This window comes from Pseudooceanicola sediminis, assembly GCF_003575965.1.
Classification (GTDB): Bacteria; Pseudomonadota; Alphaproteobacteria; order Rhodobacterales; family Rhodobacteraceae; genus Pseudooceanicola; species Pseudooceanicola sediminis.
In genome coordinates this window covers 126223-148333 of sequence record NZ_QWJJ01000012.1, presented here as the reverse complement: position 1 = coordinate 148333, position 22111 = coordinate 126223, and the positions used below count along the sequence as shown (strand labels likewise).

General features: G+C 62.4%; 14 protein-coding genes. 8 read left to right on the top strand and 6 right to left on the bottom strand.

The annotated features are described in order from the left end of the window. Positions 1 to 58: 58 nt before the first annotated feature. Positions 59 to 1066, bottom strand: a complete 1008-nt coding sequence (locus DL237_RS14360) for a TRAP transporter substrate-binding protein (protein WP_119399762.1) — start codon at positions 1064 to 1066, stop codon at positions 59 to 61. A gap of 151 nt (positions 1067 to 1217) precedes the next feature. Further along, positions 1218 to 2099, bottom strand: coding sequence for a helix-turn-helix domain-containing protein (locus DL237_RS14355; protein ID WP_199672098.1), 882 nt, complete (start codon positions 2097 to 2099; stop codon positions 1218 to 1220). A 645-nt stretch (positions 2100 to 2744) separates the two neighbouring features. Between DL237_RS14355 and DL237_RS20495 the strand changes: the two genes are divergently transcribed. The 4 genes from DL237_RS20495 (at position 2745) to DL237_RS14340 (ending at position 5900) form a co-directional block, all read left to right on the top strand. Continuing rightward, on the top strand, positions 2745 to 2963 hold the full coding sequence (locus tag DL237_RS20495) for a hypothetical protein (protein ID WP_147405359.1): 219 nt from the start codon (positions 2745 to 2747) through the stop codon (positions 2961 to 2963). A 280-nt stretch (positions 2964 to 3243) separates the two neighbouring features. After that, positions 3244 to 4107, top strand: coding sequence for an ABC transporter permease (locus tag DL237_RS14350; protein ID WP_158585652.1), 864 nt, complete (start codon positions 3244 to 3246; stop codon positions 4105 to 4107). Positions 4108 to 4131: 24 nt separating this feature from the next. After that, positions 4132 to 5157, top strand: coding sequence for an ABC transporter substrate-binding protein (locus DL237_RS14345; RefSeq protein ID WP_119399760.1), 1026 nt, complete (start codon positions 4132 to 4134; stop codon positions 5155 to 5157). Continuing rightward, positions 5154 to 5900: an ABC transporter ATP-binding protein gene (locus tag DL237_RS14340; RefSeq protein WP_119399759.1), complete on the top strand. Its 747-nt coding sequence runs from the start codon at positions 5154 to 5156 to the stop codon at positions 5898 to 5900. Before DL237_RS14345 ends, DL237_RS14340 begins: the two co-directional genes overlap by 4 nt. Positions 5901 to 5978: 78 nt before the next feature. Here the strand turns inward: DL237_RS14340 and DL237_RS14335 are convergent, their stop codons facing one another. The 4 genes from DL237_RS14335 to DL237_RS14320 all read right to left on the bottom strand — a co-directional run bounded on the left by DL237_RS14335 (position 5979) and on the right by DL237_RS14320 (position 14521). Next, positions 5979 to 8411 carry a membrane-bound PQQ-dependent dehydrogenase, glucose/quinate/shikimate family gene (locus DL237_RS14335; protein WP_119399758.1) on the bottom strand — a complete coding sequence of 811 codons (2433 nt, stop codon included), beginning with the start codon at positions 8409 to 8411 and terminating at the stop codon, positions 5979 to 5981. Positions 8412 to 8711: 300 nt separating this feature from the next. Further along, positions 8712 to 9860, bottom strand: coding sequence for a GGDEF domain-containing protein (locus DL237_RS14330; protein WP_119399757.1), 1149 nt, complete (start codon positions 9858 to 9860; stop codon positions 8712 to 8714). 350 nt (positions 9861 to 10210) lie between these two features. Beyond that, positions 10211 to 11293, bottom strand: a complete 1083-nt coding sequence (locus DL237_RS14325) for a diguanylate cyclase (protein ID WP_158585651.1) — start codon at positions 11291 to 11293, stop codon at positions 10211 to 10213. A gap of 225 nt (positions 11294 to 11518) precedes the next feature. Continuing rightward, positions 11519 to 14521 carry an EAL domain-containing protein gene (locus DL237_RS14320; RefSeq protein ID WP_158585650.1) on the bottom strand — a complete coding sequence of 1001 codons (3003 nt, stop codon included), beginning with the start codon at positions 14519 to 14521 and terminating at the stop codon, positions 11519 to 11521. Between the two features lie 1204 nt (positions 14522 to 15725). Between DL237_RS14320 and DL237_RS14315 the strand changes: the two genes are divergently transcribed. The 4 genes from DL237_RS14315 to DL237_RS14300 are packed head-to-tail and all read left to right on the top strand — an operon-like array spanning position 15726 to position 22111. After that, positions 15726 to 16406 carry a hypothetical protein gene (locus tag DL237_RS14315; protein ID WP_147405357.1) on the top strand — a complete coding sequence of 227 codons (681 nt, stop codon included), beginning with the start codon at positions 15726 to 15728 and terminating at the stop codon, positions 16404 to 16406. A gap of 34 nt (positions 16407 to 16440) precedes the next feature. Next, positions 16441 to 18783, top strand: coding sequence for a UDP-forming cellulose synthase catalytic subunit (gene bcsA / locus DL237_RS14310; RefSeq protein ID WP_119399753.1), 2343 nt, complete (start codon positions 16441 to 16443; stop codon positions 18781 to 18783). Beyond that, positions 18780 to 20996 carry a cellulose biosynthesis cyclic di-GMP-binding regulatory protein BcsB gene (locus tag DL237_RS14305; protein ID WP_119399752.1) on the top strand — a complete coding sequence of 739 codons (2217 nt, stop codon included), beginning with the start codon at positions 18780 to 18782 and terminating at the stop codon, positions 20994 to 20996. The genes bcsA and DL237_RS14305 overlap by 4 nt, the downstream gene beginning before the upstream one ends. Further along, a complete protein-coding gene (locus tag DL237_RS14300; RefSeq protein WP_233545008.1) occupies positions 20993 to 22111 on the top strand; it encodes a glycosyl hydrolase family 8 in 1119 nt (372 codons plus the stop codon). Before DL237_RS14305 ends, DL237_RS14300 begins: the two co-directional genes overlap by 4 nt.

Genomic DNA, 22111 nt, shown 5'->3' with positions numbered 1-22111 from the left:
GTCGCCCGGTGTCAGCCGGGGCAGGGCCCGCCCGCCGGGGGGCAGGCCCAATCGTCGTTTACTTCAGCGCGTCGTAGGCTTGCTGGTAGGTGTCCAGCAGGGCCTGGCCGGCATCGCCGGTTTTCTTGACGTAGGCGTCCGAGGCCGGGCCGAACATCACGTCACGCAGTTCGGCACGCTCTGCCTCATCCGCGACCCGCACGTTGGTGCCGGACTCCTTGATGGTTTCCAGCGCGGCCTCGACGGCTGCGGCCTTGTGGGCTGTCAGCTCGGGGATGACTTCTGCAAAGGCATCCTTGATGATTGTCTGATCCTTTTCCGGCAGGCTGTTCCAGAATGTCGGGTTGAACAGGATCACGTCTTCCATCGCGCCGTGGTCCGACACGACAAGGTTCTTCTGAACTTCGTAGAATTTCATCGCCTTGATGGTGTCGAGCGGGTTTTCCTCGCCATCGACAACGCCGGTCTGCAACGAGGTGTAGAGCTCACCAAAGGGCAGGGCGATGGCCGAGGCGCCGAGGGCATTGAACTGTTCGATCAGGATCGAGCTGTCCATGACGCGGAACTTCTGACCCTTGAAATCGGCCAGAGTGTCGATCGGATCGTTCGAGGTGAACTGCTTCTTGCCGTTGGGCCAGAGGTCGATCGCGATCATGCCCTTGTCGGAAAAGCTGTCGAGCAACGCCTGGCCGAAGGGGCCATCGCGCAGTTCTGCGGCGGCATCCGCGTCTTCGGGGATCAGGTAGGGAATGTCGAGGATCGAAACCATCGGATTGAAACCGCCGAGGAAAGCCGCAGGTGCGACGGTCGCCTCAAGCGTGCCAAGCTGTACACCTTCGTTCATCTGGCGCTGGTCGCCCAGCTGGCCTTGCGGGAAAATCTGGAAGGTGACTTCGCCACCCGTGCGTTCGGCAACCAGGTCACCGACCTTTTCCAGAAAGACGTGGCGGCTTTGCTGCGTGCTTTCCAGGTGTCCGATCTTGGCGACGTATTCTGCTGCCATCGCAGGTGCCGCTGCACCTAGGCCCATGGCGGTCAAAGCTGCGAGGATGAAGTTGGATTTCATGAAATGCTCCCTGAGTCACTTTTTTGATGTGATGGGAGTAAGGTTTCCTGCCTCGGCCGTGGGGTCAATGGAATAATCTCAAAAATGAGACTTTTGCCGAAATTGCTTTTCCGCGCGGGCCGCTGCGATGATTATTTGTGCGCAAGTGATGTCAGACAATACCGTGCCGGGCAATCAGTGATTCGACGTGCTCGGCCGCTTCCATATCCTTGAGCGAGGTCGCCCAAAGACGTTGCGCGATCTCTTCGTGCAGCTCCAGTGCCTCGGGGGCGGCGGTGATCAGGCCGACCCCGACGCGGATGTTCGGGTTATGGCCCAGCCTGAACGGGCTGATCGTCAGGGTCGAGGTCGCGCCCTTGCGGATGATCTGAAACGAGGTGGATGGAATCGGTTCGCGTGCAACACCGATCTGGATGCCGATGTCGGGCGCGCGCAGCATCGACACGATATGCCGGACTTCTGCCAGGGCCAATCGGCGACGCTGTGATCTGGTGTCTTCGTCCAGGTCCATGCGCCCCTCCAAACCATCACGCAGGAACTTCTCCAGATCGGAATCCGAGATGATCGAGGCGAGGAGAGGACGGCGTTGCGCAAAGCGGGCTTTGCGTTTGGCCAGTATCGACAGGACCATATCAATGTCGGCAGACGGGGCGTCGCCCGTCGACTCTCGCAGGACATCTGCCAGGACGATGTCGTATTGCCCGGTTGTGACGAGGTAGGAAATCGGGCTGAAGAGGCCGATAATCTGTTCGCTGTCCTCTTCCAGCTGGCGCATGCGTTCGAAAAAGCTGATCGCATTCGAGACGTATTCGATCCCCACCCCCAGCAATGTCGGCAGGGAGACGTGCAGTTCCTCGGCGATGGCGGTCAGCATCTCGATCTTGGCGATCTCGCCCTTTTCTGCACGATAAAGCGCTGCACGCGAGATGCTGAGCCGCTTCGCCAGATCTTCGGGAGAGATCGAGCGCCCCAATCGGTGTGCCCTCAGCCGCGCGCCGACCTCGACAAAATTCACCTTGCTGTCTTGCGTCACCGCAACCTCTTTCTGCTGTCACCCCGCCGGGCGAGGCATCCGGATCTTTCGTGCTGCGCCCGGTTGTGCGTTTTGCGGCAAATTCGCCTCGTCTCAGGATTGATCCAATCACGCGTCAGCAACAACCGCAATCCAGAGATATCCAGAAAACAAGGCGCTACGTGCTGATTCTGATTTATTTAAAGAGGGAATTGGCGATTTTGCGCGTCGGGGATTTTCGGGCGCGTCGACGGATCGCGGAAAAAATGTGCAGTTTTTGCAGGATTCTCTACATACATTAGCGCATTGTCTAATAAGTGAGAATATTGCCTGTTTACCGCCGTGCACGACGTCTTGGGCGGATCAACCTGGCTTGCTGCCATCAACATGTCTCTGCCTGTCGGATTGGTCTTTCAGGATGCGGGGCCGTTGCGGGCGAAGTCGGGGCGCGACAACCTTCGCTTTCCGGTGACTGCTGGGATGCGGGGGATCTGATGGCATTCGACGTTGCCGTGTCAGGGCAAGACCATTGCCGTCTCCCCGCCCGACAGCCGGAATTCTCTGCAACAGCAAGTCGCGCTGAAAAGCCAGTCTCAGCCTGGGTCATATCCAACTGCAAGTGGCGGCCACCCGCGCCATCGTGCCGACACGCTGGTCGAATATGGCGTGATCGACATCGCCGTCGTCACGCACTCTTCGGTGATGACCGGCATTTTCTCAAGCCTGCGCGTCGTGCCCAAGAGCGATCTGGATTTGGTGCAGGTTTTCAAGCTCGGGCCGGGGCGGCGGCTCCTCCCTGTTGATCGATCCCCACGCCGGAACGCCTCGTCGCGCCTGCCGACCATGGCAACGATCCGCGCGGGAGGGGCAAGTTCACTCTCATGAGCGCATCGCGCGACAAATGGCACCGTCGACAGATCGCAGGCTGGCGCCCATCACTCTGACAATGCCCGGTCTTGCCGCAGGCCTCGGCGCCTGGTCACGTGATCCTCGGCATCCCGAGGCGCCGGCGCGCCCCGGAAACTACGGTGGGTATCGCCCCGCGCACCCGGTTGTGATCACATTCGCGGGTCTGGGGCTTTTCCCTGATTTTCATTGCTGCTAAGCGCTGGCACAGCATTTGATGGCACCCCTGTCGTGCCACCGTCGCGGACATATACGCAGCATGACACGCAAGATCCAGAAATCGCGCCGCCCCGGCTGGCTTGCCAGGGCGAGGGGGGAAATACGCCGGGCCGCCGCCGACCTCGACTGGATCGCGCGCATCCCGGCCTACATCTGGCTGCGTCTTGCCTTGCTGCCGGCGCTGCTGTGGGGCTGGTCCGCGCTGGCCGGGCTTGCACCGGCTGGTTTTGTCGCCGGCCCATACCTGACGATCCGCGCTTTTTTCCTGCTGCTGATGGATGACAGACAGGATTTCCCGCTGGCGATCTGGTCCACGGTGTCGGTCTACTTCGGCGGGTTGGGCCTTGCTGCGTTGGTCGGAATCCCCCTTGGGTATCTGCTGGGCCGGTTTCGCACCCTGGGCCGCACCAGCGCGCCTTACCTGCACGGGCTGGCGGCGACCCCGGTGGTGGCGCTGATCCCGTTGATCATCCTGCTCGTGGGTCTTGATTGCCAGGCAAAGGTTCTGATCGTGTTCCTGGCCGCCGTGATGCCGGTCACAATCAATACGCAGGCCGGTGTTCAGGCAACAGATCCAGACTTGCTGGAAATGGCCCGCGCCTACGCGCTGACGCGCGGCGCGCGGTTGCGGCATGTCTATGCGCCCTCGGCGCTGCCTTCGGTCATGGCGGGGCTGCGGCTGGCGGCAATGGCCGGCTTGGTCGCATCCGCCATCGCGGACCTTTATACGGCGATGACCGGCCTCGGGGCGCTATTGCAGGGCTTCGGCAACAGTTACCGGATGGACAGCTATTTTGCCGTGGTCCTGACCTATTCCGCGATCGGGGCCCTGACGACAGGCTTTCTGACTTGGGCCGAGCGTCGCCTCATCCCACCCGCGCACAGACAACGGCTGACGTATTAGCCGCTTCACCTCAAAAGGAATTCCATGCTCTCTCTCCTCAGGAAACTGTCCCTTGGCCTTGGCCTTGCCGTACTTGCAACGGCCGGGCAGGCCGACCCGTTTCGCATTATCGTGACCAGCACCGAAACCCCTCTGGTGCCGAACTCGCTGCTCTACCTCAGTGCCAGAGAGGGGTATTTCGATCGGGCCGGTGTGCAGGTCACGCTGGTCCCGGCGGCCCAGACACCGATGGCGGTTGCGGCGCTGCGGGCCGGGCAGGGCGACATGGCGAACATATCTCTCGACAGTGTCATTTCGCTGCATCGCGAAGGGGTCGAAGACGTGATCGCCGTCCATTCCACCGACAAGGCAATTCCCTTTGTCATCGCGGGTCGCAAGGATCTGACGCTTGCCGACCTGCCCGGCGCGGTCTACGGCATCGGCCGTTTGCGCAGCCTGGATCACGACCTGTCCAGCCGGGTGCTTGAAAACCTCGGGGTCAATGTCGACACGCTCAAGCTGGTGCCGCTGGGCGGCCCATCGACGCGGGCGCAGGCGCTGATGGCAGGGCGCATCGACGCGACGACCATGTCGATCGGCAGCTTTCTGGCGATGCCGGATCATGACCGCTTCACGTTGCTTGTGGATGTCGCGGGCTTTTTCAAGCAGGTACCCCTGGTCAGCAAGGTCGACGTGGTAAATCGCGAAACGCTTGAAACACGCGGCGACGATGTGAAAAAGGTGCTGGAGGCACTGACAGTGGCCGCACGCGACTACGCCGCGCATCCTGAAAAATGGGTCGACGACATGGCAGCGGCCCGTCCCGACGTGTCACGCGAAACTCTGCAAACCCTGGCGCAGACCTACAAGGAAAGCTGGACGGTGAATGGCGGGTTCCAGTTCGACGAACTGTTGTATTCAGCGCGCAGCACGCAACACACCTACAAACGCGAGAACGGAGAGGACACGCCATTCCGGGTCGAGATCGAGGATTGGGCAGACTTCGCACCGATGGATGCCGTTCTGGCGAAAATCGGCACCTCCCAGCTGGGTGACAAGGTCAGCCGTTGAACGATATTCTGCTCTCTGTTTCCGGCCTGGGTCATGGCTTTGACGCGCGCCCGGCGTTGCAGGACGTCTCCTTTGCGCTGAACCGAGGCGAGCGTGTTGCGATCCTCGGCCCATCGGGCTGTGGCAAGACCACGCTGCTGCGCCTGATTGCGGGGCTCATCCCCGTGCAGACGGGGCAGATCACGCTGCTAGGCGCAAACCCCGCCCCCGGCACGAACAGCGCGGTGATCTTCCAGTCACCGCGCCTGCTGCCCTGGCGGCGGGTGGAAGAGAATATTTCGATCGTTCTGGCGCATCTGCCACGGTCGGCCCGCGCGGCCCGCGTCGCGGCGCTGCTAGCGCGCATGGGCATCGCGGAACGGGCTGGTGACTGGCCCGATGACCTCTCGGGCGGTCAGCGGCAAAGGTTGGCCCTGGCCAGGGCACTGGCGATGCAGGCGCCCTTGCTGCTGCTGGACGAACCCTTCGCAAACCTCGATCCGCTGGCGCGGGAACAGATGCAGGATGTTGTCCTCGCCCAAGCCAGCGAAGAGGGCAGCGCGCTGATTGCCGTGACCCACTCCGTTGACGAGGCACTGATCCTCGGGGACCGCATCCTGCTGATGCAGGCGCAGCCGGGGCGGATCTGGCAGGAATTTTTGCCTGAGCTGCCGAGCCAGGGCAGCGCGCGACGCAAGGATGCCGCGTTCTACCCGACCCTTGCCACTATTTCCGAGGCTTTGCACCGCGCCGCCGCACCCTGACAGGACGACCTTGTTGCAAACGAAAACGGCGCGCAGAACTTTGCGCGCCGTTTCTCATTTCACACATCCGGCCCGAGGTTAGTCGAGCGCATAGGCGATGACCGAGTCACCCGGCGTCGTGCCAAGCGATCCGTGCCCACCGGCAGCAATGACGATGTATTGCTTGCCGTTCTTGTCACGGTAGGTCATCGGCGTCGCCTGTCCGCCGGCTGGCAGATGGTGTTTCCACAGGACCGCGCCCGACGTCATGTCATAGCCGCGGATCGTGTCATCCAGGGCTGCGCCGCTGAAGGCCAGGCCGCCGGCGGTCGTCAATTGGCCACCATGTGCCAGCATCCCCATTTCCAGCGGAAGCGGAAACTTGATGCCCGCGAACTTCTGACCTGCGACAGTGCCGTTGCGATACTTCCATGCGGTGCTGCCATCGGTCAGGTCGACACCCACTCGCACACCCCATGGCGGGGCGTTACAGGGGGCCTGCAGGCCCGAACGCAGGTGCTTGATCGACACGGCGTAGGGCCCGCCAAGGTTTTCGTTGCCCGGCTTGGATTCACCCGACACGCCGCCCTTGGAAAACATGCGCTTGTCATATTCGCCTTCGGGACGGGGGAACAGCTGGTAACGGTAGCCAAGATATTGCGGCGTCGCGATCATCCAGTGATTGACCGGATCAACCGCGACGGATCCCCAGTTGAACACACCGATGTTGCCCGGCCAGACCAGAGACCCATCCAAGGTCGGCGGGGTGAACGGGTTGCCGTCATAGCGGATCGAACGATAATCCAGGCGGCACTGGATCTGGTCGAACGGTGTTGCGCCCCACATGTCGGCTTCGGTCAGCGGCGCCGGGGTAAAGGTTAACGACGACATCGGTTGCACGGGGGACAGGTCCTCGCCCGGAATATCGGTGTCGGTCGAAACCTTCATCTCGGTCACGGGCAGGATCGGGTCGCCAGTGCGGCGGTCCAAAACCCAGACGTTGCCGATCTTGGTCGGAATCAGGATCGCTGGCACGTCTTCGCCGCCCTTGGGCAGGCTCAGCAGGACCGGCTGCGACGGGATATCGCGATCCCACAGATCGTGCTTGGTGGTCTGGAAGTGCCAGATCATCCGGCCGGTCTTGATGTCCAGCGCGGCAAGCGAGTCGACCATTTCCTCCTCGATAGGGGTGCGGCTGATGCCGACCTGGTCGGGCGAGGCGTTGCCGAAGGGCACGTAGACCATGCCCAGGCCTTCATCGGCCGACAGTTGCGTCCAGGCCACGGCCGAGTTCGGCTCGTACAGCTCTCCGGGTTGCAGCGGGTCGGTCTCGTCCGGTTTCTTGGCGTCGAATTTCCAGACAACTTCGCCGGTGCGCACGTCATAGGCACGGATCACACCCGAGGGGTTGTTCTCATAGTAGTTGTCCGCGATCGCGCTGCCCAGGATGATCAGATCCTGCGTCACCAGCGGGGCCGAGGTTTGCTGATATGTGGCGCGCTCAAGGTTGGGCATCTGCGCCTTCAGGTCGACATAGCCGTTGTCGCCAAAGCTGGTGCAAAGTTCGCCGGTATCGGCATTGACCGTATACAGACGTGCATCAACCGACGAGGCGACGATGCGACGCGGGCATTCGGCCACGGCATCCGCAATGGCTTGTGCCTTGGCCGGATCGGTGTCGGCAGGCGCGGCATAGGCGGAACTGTCGCTGTAGGATACGCCGCGGCAGGTCTGGTGCTGGTACTGCGGGTCGCGTTCCATGTTCGGGTTGAACGACCAGACCATTTCACCGGTTTCCGGGTTCAACGCCTGGATGATGTTGTGCGGCGTGCAGAAATACAGCAGGTCGTTCACCTTGATCGGTGTCGCCTCGAAGGTGTATTCGCCGGAATCCTCATCCGCGACACGCAGGTCGCCGGTGTGGTGTTCCCACGCGACCTTCAGCCCCGACACGTTGTCGGTGTTGATGTCCTTCAGCGCCGAATAGCGCTGACCCAGGTTGGTGCCGCCATAGGCGACCCAGTCGTCGGCCGGGTAGGGCACGCCACTCGGGTCAACCTCGGTGTCCGCCGCGTCACCGGCAGCGACCAGCGTTCCGTCCTTGACGATGGGGTCGATGAACCACGACACGACGCCCAGCACCACGATCACCGCAACAACGGCGCGCAGCACGAACGGGCCGCTGGTGGCGGCGGGTTTCCAGGTGCGGGCAGGCAGATCGCGCAGGCTCTTGACGACCGGCGGCAGACACAGGAGCAGGCCAAGAAAGACGATCAGCGCCCCCCTCGGGATCCACTGCCATTTGTCGAAGCCGACTTCGTAAAGGGTCCAGATGAACGACAGGACAAGGGTCAGGGCATAGATCCACAGACCGTTCTGACGCCGGCGCATCAATTGCAGGCCGGCGATCAGCAGGCCCACTGCCATGATGACGTAAAAGAGGCTTCCTCCGGCCAGGGCAAGCTGCCCACCATAATAGAGGATTGCGGCCCCCAGCAGTGCGGAAATAAGTCCGCCAAGCTGTGCTAACATTCCGGGGTACTCCATGTGTTTTCAACTAAAGGGGGCTGCTAGGCGACAGTTTTTCAAGGAAAAGCTGTAATATGCCCCTTATATTCGGCTATACGCCTGCCGGTCGGAACATGACAGTAAGCCACGGGGCATTCATGCCGGATATGCGTTGCGCGTATGGCTCCGCGCCCCGTCCGGTTATCCGGCGCCGCATCCGTAACGCTGGTGAAGCCGTGCACTCCATCGCACCCCGCGCGCATCTCGCCGGACAAACGCAGCTTGAGCCGCCAGGCTGGGCAGGGCGTGCGGGCCATGCCAGGCTTAGACGGCGGCGCGATTGCGCCCGGCTTGCTTGGCCCGATAGAGGGCGGCATCGGCCCGGCGCAGCAAATCTTCCAGGCTACGGTCCATCTCGTCCAACATGGCGACGCCGATGCTGACGGTGACGGGGGGCTGGCCTTCGACCTCGGCCGATGCGGTGACGGCGCAGATCCGTTCTGCGATGTCCTGGGCCATGGTATCCGTGACATTCGGGACGACGACGGCAAATTCTTCTCCGCCGGTACGTCCGCATATATCACCGCTGCGCAGGACAACCCGGACCTGCCGTGAAAAGAACCTCAGGATGTCATCCCCGGCGTGGTGGCCGTGCACGTCGTTGATCTGCTTGAAATGATCCAGGTCCAGAATCATTGCCGCCAGGGGCGCTTCGTCGCGCTTCGCGATCTTGAACTGCCGATCCGCGTTTTCCATGAAATGGCGACGGTTCGACAGACCCGTCAGACCGTCCCGCGTCGCCATTTCGTACAGGTTCCTCGTGTACCTGCTGACCAGCCGCACCATCGGGCGAAAAATGAACAGCGCCTCCAGCACGACGGCGAACAGCAGGATCAGCAGAACGGTGCGCTGGGCGTTGCGCAGTCCCTCGACACGGGCGTTGGCCTCCTGCTCGAAAATTGTCACGGCGCCATCCAGCGCGCTCAGCAGCTCCGCGCGGGCCGTGCGCTGGATGAGGTCGCGGGCCGCCGATGCGTCGTCTGCGTTGGTGTCTGCGGCCAGCAGCGTGCGTGCGGCGGCGATGTATCGGCGGACCTGCGGGTCCAGCGCTTCGGGACCGTCGAGGTAATAGGCGCGCGCCCGGTCGGACAGCGTGTGATTGATGTTCATGTCGCCGCCTCGCAGCAGGGCATCCTGGGACCGCTCCATCAGGTCGATGGCGCTTTCCAGCGCGGCCTTGTCCCCTGACCCGGCAATCTGCTGTGCCCCGGCCAACAGGGCCACGCGCTGGCTCAGCATCCGCTGGCGTCCGGCGACATTGACCACCGTGCCAAAGTCGCGTTGCTGCGCGATGACGGAATCCAGCAGGAAATGCACGGAAATCGACAGCAGGGCGATGATGAACAACCCCGCAGTGTAACCGAATGTCAGACGGCGGGCCAATTGGCGATCGGACGTGATGTCTAGGGGCATGGGCGACTACTCTTGCACTGGCTAAAAACGAAAAAACTCTGCAACAAACTGCCGTGATACGTCGGGCGGATGGGCCATTCGGACGGGTTCGAATGGCACCGCCCGACCGCATTGCGCGCGATTTCGATCGGTGAACGACCGGCGAAGGATTGCCATAGGACGGGCAAAGATCCGCGCCGCATCGCGGCACCGCTCAGATCAACACTGACCAGACCGCACAGGAATGAAAAGCCGCAACAGGGCCGGGCCGCTGGAAACGCTTGCGCAATGCCCAGCCCTTGCCCAGGACGTGCTCAGCCCGTGCCCGAAACATGCGGACACGCGGGCAGGGACCGGCCAGGCGTCACCGCTCATCGCGGGTGCAGATCGCTTTCGGGGAACACCATGCGATCCCGTCCCTGGCGTTTCGCCTCGTACATCGAGCCATCTGCCGCCTTCAGCGCGGCATCCAAGGACCTGCCGCCATGTTGCCAGTAGGACGCCCCGACGCTGGCCGTGATCGTCACACCGTCAACCCCTGCAGCCTTGCGGATGGCGCTGCGGATGCGCTCGCCGATGCGGCGGGCGTTTTCTTGCGTCACGTCGGGCAGCAGCACCACGAATTCCTCGCCACCGATCCGCGCGACGACGTCGCCCCCCCGCACCGACGACTGGATCGCCTTTGTCGAGGCGCGCAGCACCTCGTCGCCAAAGGCATGGCCGCAGGTGTCGTTGATCTTCTTGAAATGATCCAGATCGATCAGCAACAGACCGCGCCCGAAGTTTTCATTCATGTACATGACATCGGAATACAGACGGTCCAGCCCGCGACGATTGTAGGCGGCCGTCAGCGGATCCAGCTGGGCGTCATTCTGCAACTGCCGTTCCCGACGCGCGCTGCGCCGCTCCCGTTCGAACAGCATCCCGAAAACGACCGATCCGCCCACGTTGAACATCAGGATAAAGGGGATGATCGGCAGGAAGTTCTGCAATGCCTCGCCCCGCAGCGCGATCAGCCCGATCACCAGCGTGATCGAGAAACTGACCCCCATCAGCACGCAGTGCATCAGTGTCATGATCGGCGGGCGCAGCCGGCGCAGCCCCCACAGCGTCCCGACACAGGCCACCGTGGTCATCGAAATCAGGCCCAGGCCCAGGCCCGCCCCACCAATGGTGATCCGCGCAATGGCCGCCGCCGCCAGCGCCACGATGGCCCCGACAGGCCCGATAAAGGCGCCGGCGAATCCGATGAACAGGTTCCGCGTATCCACCAGCATGCCCGGTGCAACGGGAATCGGCTGCATCATCGACAGGATCGCGCCCAGCCCGAAACACAGCCCCAGAACCGCATGGCGCAAACCGCGCGGCCAGCTCTGCCCGTGCACGACACTGAATGCGATCGTCAGCAGCGCCATAAGTCCAAGGCCCTGAACGACCAGCAGTGCGCTTTGCATGGCACCTCTCCTCCGGGAAACGCGGCACTCCGTTCGGGGTTGATGCCGCTTACTCTGCCGCGAATATTCTACGTAAATCGACCGGCGACAAGCGTAACGCATGGCGCCCGACGGTGAACGACGTCTTGGCCCGTTCATGCCATGTCGGGATGGCGATGCCAATGTCACCCGCGCCTTTCGGCCCCGCGACCCGGCGGAAAAAACACCGGCAGAGGCGCCAAGCCTTCAGGGCAGCAGCATCGCACCACGTACAAGGTGGGTCTGTTCGAACACCTCCGGCGGCACGGCCCGCCCGCCCAGGTATCCCTGGATCATCGCGCATCCGGCTTTTTTCAACCATTGCATCTGGTCCAATGTCTCGACACCTTCCGCCACGGTCTTCAGCCCGAAGGACTGCGCCAGCGTCAGGATCGCGCGCAGCAGAACTTCGGTTTCTGGGGTGGGGACGGGGCCGGTCAGCGGCTGGATAAAGCTCTTGTCGATCTTGACCTCGGTGGCAATCAGGCGCTGAAGATAGCTCAGCGATGAATAGCCCGTGCCAAAGTCGTCGACCGAGATGTGGATGCCACCGCGCCGAAAATCGTCGATATTGGCCAAGGCGTTGCCCGAGGTGGACACCAGCGACGTTTCGGTGATCTCGACGGTCACATCGCCGGGCGCCACACCTTCTTCGGCCAGCATCTGCAAAAACCGCTGCGCCAGCGTGGGGTTCTCGAAACTGCGCGGTGACAGGTTCAGGCTGGCGGGAAACCGGTGCCCGCGCCGCCGCCAGTCGCCCATCTGGCGCGCAAACAGCGCCATGACATGAAAGTCGATCTCCGAGATCATGCCCGCCGTTTCCGCGACCAGAATGAATTCGTCCGGCCCGACCCAGCCCAACCGCGACGAATGCAGGCGCAGCAGGGCTTCGGCCCCGACAAGGCGATAGCCGTCCTCGAGCGAGAATTTCGGCTGAAAGGCCAGTTCGAACTGATCCTTGCGCAGCGCCAGACGCAACGCCTGAACGATCTCGCTGCTGCGCGAGATGCGGATTTCCATGCCCGGCGAATAATGCGCGTATCGGTTGCCACCTGCGGCCTTGGCCGTCTCGATGGCCAGCTCCGCCTGGCGGACCAGCACCTCGGCCGAGACGGCGCGCTCCTTCATCCGGCTGATACCGATACTTGCGGTGGCATATACCGTCATCTGCTGCAGGTCGCATGGCTCTGAAATGGCCTGGCAGATCCGCGTCGCCAGCTCCGCCGCGCGCCGTGGATCTTCTGAGATGACGAAGGCCACGAAACAATCACTGTCGGTCCGCGCCAGACGGTCGCTGCCGCCCAGGGCATCGTGGATGCGATCGGCGATCAGGCGGATCATCGCATCGCCCACCGATTGGCCCAGCACGGTGCGGATACGCTTGAAGTTGTCCATGTCGATGACCAGCACGTGAATGTCGCCAACATCGACCGACGTGGAGGCCAGCGCGCGCGCCAGCTTGGTATTGAAATTGCGCCGGTTCGGCAGATCGGTCAGCAGGTCGTGGTTGGCGTCATGCAAGACCTTTGCGGCGGTCTGCCTCTTGGCCTCGTCGGCCTCGAACTGCGCCGTGACGTCCGTCAACGTGACCACGACCTGCGCCCTGGGGTCACCCGGCTCGCCGTCGCGCGCGTCGGTGGCCGTCGCGTCGGAATACCGGCTGGCAGAATCCAGCGGCGCGGCATTCACAGAATAGATCCGGCGCGGCCTGCCGGGCACCCGCATGGAATAGGTCAGGTTGCGGACCGCTTGTGTGCTGCGGGCGACCCGCGAAAACGGCAGGACCGCGCCCAGGACAGGGTCGGGATAGACCTGTTGCAGGGGCCAGGCCGCGACATCGTCGCGTGCCTCCGGGGGAAAGGTCGCCAGCATGTGCTTGGCTTCGCTGTTGGCAAAGATGCACTTGCCTTGCGCGTTGCAAACGATGATCGCGGACACGCTGGTCTCGGTCAGGGTCGACAGAAAGTCACGCTCCTTGCGCAGGGCGATCTCCAGCTTGCGCTGACGCGTGATGACGGTCTCGACATAGACGAACCCCGACAGCTTTCCGCGGGAATCGTTCAGCGGCTGCATGTTGAACGTCACCCAATAGGGGGTGCCGTCCCTGGCGTAATTGACGTCTTCACCCTCGCATCCGCGTGCGTCGCTCATCGCCTCGCTCAGCCTGGTACTGATTGCCGCGTCGGAGTCCGGGCCGGTCACCAGCTGGCCGAAATCGTGGCCGCGAATGCTGTCGATGTCGTGCCCGGTGTGGCGCTCAAAGGCTTCGTTGGTCCACACCACACTGCCGCCGGTGTCGACGATGATCACGAGGTTGGTGATCAGCTCGACAATCCGCCCCAGCCGCTTCAGCTCGGCCTCGCCCTCGATCCGCGCCGTGATGTCGCGCATGACCAGCAGATATCCCAGGGCCTCGCCGCGGTGGCGGGGGGCACAATGCGTCCCCGAAACTTCGTACCACAGGTTTTTCTTGCGTCCCGACACGCGCTGGATGCGGCCCTGCACGCGGTCGTGGGCGTCGATGTCCTTCATGTATCCGCGCAGGTCCCGCGCCACGTCGGCCGGCAGCACATCCTCCGGCATCACCCCGATGGTGTTCGCGGGCGCATCCTGTCCCTTCGGGGTGTCCGGCGAAATGATCCGGCAGAAGCGCCCCTCGCTGTCCAGCTCAAAGATCAGGTCGGGCATGGCCCACAGCGCGGCATTGCGGATTTCATCCGGCACATCTGTGTCGCCGTTGCCGGGGGCGGGCGCACGCGGCATGGATTGCTGCGTCATCGTCAGCAACAGGTCCGACGCGATGGCCAGCAGCCCCGGCTCGTCCTCTTCCGGGGTCAGATCGCGTCGCGGCGCGACGATGTTCAGCACACCTGAAAGGCTGTCCTTGCCCAGAATCGGCACCACCAACGTGGTTTCGGCACCCGGCGCGCGGGCCGATTCGGTTGATGATCGGGTCAAAATCCGCTGGCTCCGACCGTCGGAAATGGCCGCGATCACCTCAGACGCTTCGGCAGCGTCGATGCGTTTGGGATAGCCATCGGCGGGTGCACGATCCTGCGCCAGCCATTCATGCGCGCGGCTCAGCCCGCCGTCGGCGGTGCAATCATACAGCACGGCACCCTCGGCATCATAGAAATCGCACAGCAGCCTCAGGGCGGATCCCGCAGACCGATCCATGCTGTCGCTGGTCGCGCTAAGGGCGAGTCGCATGAGCCGCCCAAGAAGGCTTTCTCGCGCCATTATCATGTTTTCAGGCACGGCTTTCTGCACGATCGCGGCTTTCGATGGAACGCAGGGTGGCTTGCCCTCGGCAACATGCGCCAATACCGCATGTCAGTGCGTCGGACCCTACACTATTGATTGTTCTGGCGACTGGTAACCTACCATGTTTCAAAACAAGTGTATCGTTTACCCAATTGAAATATTCTGGAAAACGCGGCGATAATTCGCGGTCTTCCCGGCACCTTGGTCGAGGTAAACCCATGTTTTACCCGCGATGCAAGGGTTGGGGGGAAAGTTTTCTCCTCTGAAACATTTGTGCAGATGCTGTTGTCAGCAAATGCCTTTCAAAACGCCTGTTTCGAACACGTGGCGGTGGGCATGTTCACCGTCCAGGCACCTCTTGGCGCACTCATTGCGCGCAAAGGTTGCGGTAGCGTTTGCCGCCTATCCTGACGCATGCAGACCAGAGGGCTTTTCCAAACTGCTTTGAATACCGTCCCGCAATTTTTCGGTGCCGGAGGTTGCGGAGACTTCAGCGTCGATTCTCGCCGAGATTGTTCTCGTATAGGTTGTTCTCCGTCGATGTCTGGCGGGCAGGGCCGCGATCATTCCGCCTCGCGCGGGGCTCGATCCTGGCTGGCCGTGACCTGCCGTCGGACCGCGCCGTTCTGCCCACGACTTGCGGCTCGGGGTGGGCGGGCGACAGGCGTGAAAAAGTGACCTAACGGAACTGTAGCGAATCTGCACATCGTCGAAGGTTTTTTAATGTTTTTGAATTCAGGGCTTCCAATATCTGAAATTTTCTATTCATTTATACCTAACAAAAAGTATCCGGGCATGTCGGCCAACGGCAGCTCAGGGTGCATAGGGTAGACTAAGACTGAAAAAATTTTGACGACTCCTGCCTTGGCCTTTTTCGGGTCAGGTGGAGGAGCGCCTGCGGCGTAAATTATACGTCCAAGGGCGGTATGAGATAGGGAACACGATGATCTTGCACGCATTATTCGGCCCCTTGGGGCCGATCCGAGCCGTAAACCCCAGGCATCCCACGCGGTATTTGCGCAACGGTGCCCGGTTTTCGATGGCCTCTGAACCCCCCGAATTTCAAGACTCTTTCCAGTAGGTTAACATTAAGATTGGCTACCTGTCTGGCCTGGTTGGTTAACATGTCGTGGGTTCAAAAGGCTTTCATATGACTCCTGCACTCTCCTCGATTCGCGTTCGTTCTGTGTCCCGGCGCCTGGTTCTGGCCTGCGCCCTGGCTGTTGCGGCCTGCACCACTTCGCCATCCCTGCGAATGGTGACGATGGATGCCCTGCAATCCACGGTCCAGTATACCATTGGGCGCCTCGACAAGATGTGGGTGGCCCCGGGCAACGCGATGATCATGATCAATCGCAAGCTTGGGCAGGAAGAAGAACAGCTGATCGGCCTGCGCAACGATACCACGCTTGAAGGCGACAACTTCATGTGGCTGCGCACCAAGGGTGCAAACGGTTTCGGCACGGGCCGCTTCCAACTGGAAAACCTGGTCAAGGATTTCGGCGAGGTTCCCTCGCCCTTCACCTCGGTCAGCAACCAGAACCTGCAGAACGGACAGGATCAGCTGGGGCCGTATTTCTGGAAGGAATACCGCACCGGCACGCAGACCATCTGCGTTCTGGCATTTCGCCGCCTGTCCGGTGGTGCGCGTGTCCTGCCTGGCCGGGCCAGCAACATGGAAGTCCTGATGCGCAATTGCGTGTACGGCACGGTTGAAGAGGCGCTGTCGCCCATCCGTGACGGTCAGATCGGCTTTGGCGTCATCACGACGCCCGCCGAACGTCAGGGTGGCAATCGGATGCTGTCGCCCCTGGCGGCCCCAAGACAGTGACGCAGTTGATGAGTCCGCAGACAGTGAGAGCGCGATGAAAGGTAACTTCCTTTTTGGAAAGACCCGCAACACACCGCTGATGGTGTTGTGGTGTCTGATGATGATCCCGATCGCCGTGCTCGTCAGTGTCCCGACATCGACCAGTGGGCAGGCCTTCCTCGGCATCATCGCGGTCATCCTCGTGGCGCTGCTCAAACCGTTTTCGCGCTACATGGTGCCGCGCTTTCTGCTGCTGGCGGTGTCGACCGTGCTGGTGATGCGGTACTGGCTGTGGCGCCTGCTCGAAACATTGCCCGACGCGGCGATCTCGTTGTCGTTCATCATCGCGGTCTTGCTGTTCATGGTCGAAACCTATTCGATCCTTGTCTTCATGCTGAACGCGTTCATTTCCGCGGACCCGACGCAGCGGCGTTTTCCGCCGCAGGTTCCGCCCGAAGACCTGCCCACCGTCGACATCCTGATCCCGTCCTACAACGAACCGATCGAGATGCTCAGCATCACCTTGGCGGCGGCCAAGAACATGATCTACCCGGTCGAAAAGCGCACCGTTGTCCTGTGCGACGACGGCGGCACCGACCAGCGTTGTGAATCCTCCGACCCCGAACTGGCAGCGGCATCGCGGAAACGCCGCGCCGATCTGCAACGTCTCTGCCGTCAACTCGGGGTCAAGTATTCGACCCGGGCGCGCAACGAAAATGCCAAGGCCGGCAACATGAGTGCCGCGCTTGAGGACCTGACCGGCGATATCGTGGTGGTGTTCGACGCCGACCACGTCCCCTCGCGCGATTTCCTGGCGCGCACCGTCGGCTATTTCGTGGACGACCCCAAACTGTTCCTCGTGCAGACGCCGCACTTCTTCATCAACCAGGATCCGATTCAGCGGAACCTTGGCCTGTCGCGCGAATGCCCCCCCGAGAACGAGATGTTCTATTCCCAGATCCACCGTGGCCTGGACCGGTGGGGTGGGGCGTTCTTCTGCGGCTCGGCGGCCCTGCTGCGGCGTACCGCGCTGGACAGCGTTGGCGGCTTTGCCGGTGAAACCATCACCGAAGATGCCGAAACCGCGCTGGAAATCCACTCGCGCGGCTGGAAAAGCCTGTACCTGAACCGTGCCATGATCGCCGGGCTTCAGCCGGAAACCTTCGCGTCCTTCATCCAGCAGCGGGGCCGCTGGGCCACTGGCATGATGCAGATGCTGCTGCTCAAGAACCCGTTGTTCCGCAAGGGTCTGCGCCTGCCACAGCGCCTGTGCTACATCAATTCGATGAGCTTCTGGCTGTTTCCGCTCATCCGGCTGACCTACCTCGTCGTGCCGCTGGTCTACCTGTTCTTCGGGATCGAGATCTTCGTTGCCACCTTCCCGGACGTCATGGCCTACATGCTCAGCTATCTGGCCGTGTCCTTCCTGGTTCAGAACGCGCTCTATTCGCGGTATCGCTGGCCGCTGATTTCGGAAATCTACGAAATTGCCCAGGCGCCCTACCTGTTCCGTGCCGTGCTCAAGACCGTGTTGCGCCCGCGTGCCGCCAAGTTCGTGGTGACCGCCAAGGATGAAACCCTCGAACAGGATTACATCTCGCAGATTCACTGGCCTCTGACGGCACTTTGGCTGCTCATGCTGTCCGGCGTCCTTGCGCTGATCGCGCGCTGGCTGATGTTTCCCGGTGACCGGGTCGTCCTGGCCGTCGTCGGTGGCTGGGCGGTGTTCAACTTCATGCTGGTATCCGTGTCCTACCGTGCCGTCGCCGAAAAACAACAGCGCCGCTCCTCGCCGCGCGTCGAGATGAACGCCCCCGGCACCATGTGGGTCGGTGAAGGGGAAGAGGCCGTTGCCGCCCCCATCCGCATCCTCGATGCCTCGACCCGTGGCGCCCGTCTGCTGATCGAGGAGACCAGCAAGAAGGCCGTGTCGGCGCAGCACCTCAAGGGCACCAAGATCTATTTCCGCCCGCAGTTCAGCGAATCTCCCCACCTGGAAACCAAGGTGCGGGCACAGGTCCGGTCGGTGCAATCCTCGCCCCGCGGCCAGATCCTCGGCCTGCTGCTGGAAGCCGACCAGAACCTCAAGGTACAGGAAACCGTTGCCTACCTGATCTTTGGCGACAGCGAAAACTGGCGCCGCATCCGGGGCTCGACCGAGGGTGGCAAGGGCATGTTGGCGGGCTTCGGCTATGCGCTCATGCTCTTCGTGCGCGGTTTCCCGGCGCTCATGTCCGACCTGGCAAAAGAACCTGCCCGTCTCGCGGCGGCCCAGAACGCCGCGCCCACCGACAAGAAATCGGCGCACCTTCTGGCCTTCGGTGTCAACCTCGAAGACCCGGTCGATGCGCCTCCGCCCGACCCGGTGCGCGACACAAGTATCGGTGGTGCCGCATGACACAGGCGTTCAAACGTACGACGGCATTCCGCTCGATCTGCCTGGCCTGCCTGCTCTCGGGGGCGGCGCTCTCTTCCACGGCCCAGGCGCAGCAACAACAGGACGGCGACGTTCCGACCATCGATCTGGCGCCCGTGCTCAGGATGTTCCAGACCGAAGACGCGTCGCCCGAAGGCGGGGATGAGGGCACGTTCTCGATCCCCGAATACGATCGGGGTGGCGACGACGGCAAACCCCAGGCGGTGACATCGAACAAGGTTCTGCTGCCGCTGCGCATGGCGGGTATGACCGCGACCGGCCACGACCGCGTGGTGCGCCTGACCGGCGAACGGGCGGTCGCCTCGCTGTTCGTCGACCTGCCCGCGCTGGCACCTGTGAAATCGTTCAAGCTGTCCTACCGCATCAGCATCAACGTGCTGCCCGCGCGGTCGCAAATTCTGATCTCGGTCAACGGCAAGACGCTGGATCCGATACAGCCGACCGCGTTTTCCGGCTTCGAAGATATCGAACTGCCGGCCGAAATGCTGGTGCCCGGGCGCAATGAAATCAACGTCGTTGTGCAGGAATCGCACCGGATCTTCTGCGGTCCCGAGGCGACGTTCGAAATCTGGACCGAACTCGATCTCGGCGCCAGCGGCGTGGAGTACGAGAGCAAGGACCTTGCCGGCGACACCGACGGTTTCATGTCGGCGCTCCTGGCCCAGCTCGTGTCGCAGAATGTCATCCCGGTGCGCGCCGACGACGAGACGCTGACGGCGATCATGCCGGCGCTCACCGAACGCCTGGCCGGGCTGCGCAACGGCGCGCCGGTCATGCTGCGCCCACAGGGCATCTATGCCAGCCCCAGCATCATTCCGCCGGTGGCCCGCATCACCATCCTGCCCGACAACCGCGACTTTGCCGAAATCCGGCAGGGGGCCGATGGCGCGCAGGTCCTGGTGATGTCGCTGACCGCCGACAACAAGCTGCCGAACCTCGATATGCTGCTGCCCGCGCCGCCCCCGGTGCCCGACGTCGGCATCCTTGTGCCCGGCCAGCGGACCAGCCTCGAAGACCTCAAGTTCAGCGATGTCTCGGCTTATAACCGCTATTCCGAACAGAACGCCAACTTCCGCCTGCCGGGCGACTGGCTGGTGCTGTCGTCACAGAACGCCATGCTCAAGCTGCTCTACAGCTTTGCCGACGGGCTGCCCGAGAACGCGCTGATGCTGGTCAAGATCAACGGCACGACCGTGCGCCTGCTGCCGCTCGATCAGGGCGGGGGCAGTACGATTCCCTTGCTCGACATCGGCTTTCCGGCGCGTCTACTGCACCCCGGCGTCAACCAGCTGACCTTCGTGTCGCTGGTGCCGGGCGATCCGCCCGATCTTCCGTGCCCGGCCTTCGACAGCCCGCTGATGACGATCGACGCGACCTCGACCTTGCTGGTGCCCGAGGTTCCGAAAATGGCGTTCGTCAACGTGTCGGACACCCTTGCCGGGATCACCCCCGACCAGATCTTCTATCGCTCCGGCTCCGAAGAAGGAGAGAGCGATATCGAAATGGCGCTGAAGACGGCGATGCGCACCCTCGAAGGTCATACGCAACAGGACGGCGCCAGCCTGAACGTGATCGAATCCGACAGCCTGGACCAGATCAGCCTCGGCGGTCTGAACCTGAGCCGGAGAGAGCTTGAGGCGGTGTTCCTCAATCGGCGTCCGGCGCCGATGACGCAACCGATCGAAGATCCCTCGACACGGACATGGGTGATGCCGGCGTTTTCCGACATCCTCGCGGCCGTCGGGCGCAACGTGCGCGACCTCGCCTCGCCGGGCGACGGTGACCTCAGAGATTGGCTGTCGGACCGCAACGGCAAGGCCGTGGTCACGATCCCGCAGGCGGATGATCCGCTCTCGCTCTGGCTGATTGTGCGGCCTGAAACCGACCCGGCTGAAATTGCAGCCAAACTTGCGCAGGCGCGCCTTGATCCGAATGGACCATCGGGGCGTTTCGCGCTTCTCACCAACGATGACCAGTGGGAAAGCTGGCATGATTCCAGCAGTCCACCTGGGCTTAAAGAGCCGTTAACTTTAAAGAACTTTCGCGAGGTAGCAGGGAACTATGCTTCGTGGTCACCACTTTACTTTGTACTCGTCCTGTTCGGATTGACGATTATTTCCGTTTGTCTGGCCCTGGCATTTGTTGTGACCACAAGAGGAAGGCGCAAGCGATGAAGCGTAGAACCATGCTCTACTCGATGGTAAGTGCCGCAGGCGGCGTATTCGCCCCTGGGTTGCTGGGATCGCAGGCCAAGGCACAGTATTTCGGCGGCGAACTCAGCGAACCGAACGGCCCGCTGGCGGCCCCGTGGGCGGCGTGGAAGGCCGCCTTCCTTGCGGAGGACGGGCGCGTCGTCGACGCGCTCCAGCAGGGCGCGAGCCATTCCGAAAGCCAGGGCTACGGATTGCTTCTGGCGGCTCTTCTGGGCGACAATTCCGCCTTCGACAGCATCTACCGCTGGACCGAGGCGAACCTTGCCGTGCGGTCCGACGCCTTGCTGGCGTGGCGCTGGCTGCCGGATTCGGTGAACCGCGTCCCCGACAAGAACAACGCGAGTGACGGCGACCTGTTCTATGCCTGGGGGCTGGTGATACGCGGTCAGCGCGATGCGATGCCGCAATTGCTGGAACGGGCCAGTGCAATGGCCCGTGACCTGGTGGCGAAATGCGTGATCGAGGCGCCCGATGGATCGGGCCGCCTGCTGTTCACCCCGGCGGCGCAGGGGTTCGACCGGGGGGATGGCGTGATCATCAACCCGTCGTACTACATGCCCCGCGCGCTGCGCGCCGTGGCCCAGGTCACCGGGCAGGGCGATCTGGCCACCTGCGCGTCGGATGGGGAAACCCTGCTGGCCCAGCTGGCGGGCGGTGGCCTTGTTCCCGACTGGATCCGCGTCGGCCCGGATGGCCTCTCCACGGTCGAGGGCATGTCCGCGCGCAATGGCTATGATGCCTTGCGCGTCGCATTGTTCATGATCTGGTCGGGCAACGCCAACCAGGTTGCGGTGACGTCGCAGGCGCTGGCGTATCAGCGCGCCGCGAATTCGGGCCGCCTGGGGCAGGGCGAATATGTGACAGTGTTCGACCGCCTGTCCGGCAATGTCATCGAAACCAGCCGCCATGTCGGCTATGGTGCCATTGCGGCCTACGTCAATTGCTCTGTCACGACGCAGTTCGGCGCGCCCATTCCGTTCTTTCAGACCGTCGATCAACCCTATTATCCGGCGACGCTGCATTTGATGACCCTGATCTCACAAATCCAGACCGCTTCCACCTGCGAGCCGATATGA

What these genes read in the sequence shown, in the direction of transcription:
- DL237_RS14360 (WP_119399762.1), bottom strand. Translation starts at nt 1,066, where the DNA reads ATGAAATCCAACTTCATCCTCGCAGCTTTGACCGCCATGGGCCTAGGT.
- DL237_RS14350 (WP_158585652.1), top strand. Translation starts at nt 3,244, where the DNA reads ATGACACGCAAGATCCAGAAATCGCGCCGCCCCGGCTGGCTTGCCAGG.
- DL237_RS14345 (WP_119399760.1), top strand. Translation starts at nt 4,132, where the DNA reads ATGCTCTCTCTCCTCAGGAAACTGTCCCTTGGCCTTGGCCTTGCCGTA.
- DL237_RS14335 (WP_119399758.1), bottom strand. Translation starts at nt 8,411, where the DNA reads ATGTTAGCACAGCTTGGCGGACTTATTTCCGCACTGCTGGGGGCCGCA.
- DL237_RS14330 (WP_119399757.1), bottom strand. Translation starts at nt 9,860, where the DNA reads ATGCCCCTAGACATCACGTCCGATCGCCAATTGGCCCGCCGTCTGACA.
- DL237_RS14325 (WP_158585651.1), bottom strand. Translation starts at nt 11,293, where the DNA reads ATGCAAAGCGCACTGCTGGTCGTTCAGGGCCTTGGACTTATGGCGCTG.
- DL237_RS14320 (WP_158585650.1), bottom strand. Translation starts at nt 14,521, where the DNA reads ATGCGACTCGCCCTTAGCGCGACCAGCGACAGCATGGATCGGTCTGCG.
- DL237_RS14315 (WP_147405357.1), top strand. Translation starts at nt 15,726, where the DNA reads ATGACTCCTGCACTCTCCTCGATTCGCGTTCGTTCTGTGTCCCGGCGC.
- bcsA (WP_119399753.1), top strand. Translation starts at nt 16,441, where the DNA reads ATGAAAGGTAACTTCCTTTTTGGAAAGACCCGCAACACACCGCTGATG.
- DL237_RS14305 (WP_119399752.1), top strand. Translation starts at nt 18,780, where the DNA reads ATGACACAGGCGTTCAAACGTACGACGGCATTCCGCTCGATCTGCCTG.
- DL237_RS14300 (WP_233545008.1), top strand. Translation starts at nt 20,993, where the DNA reads ATGAAGCGTAGAACCATGCTCTACTCGATGGTAAGTGCCGCAGGCGGC.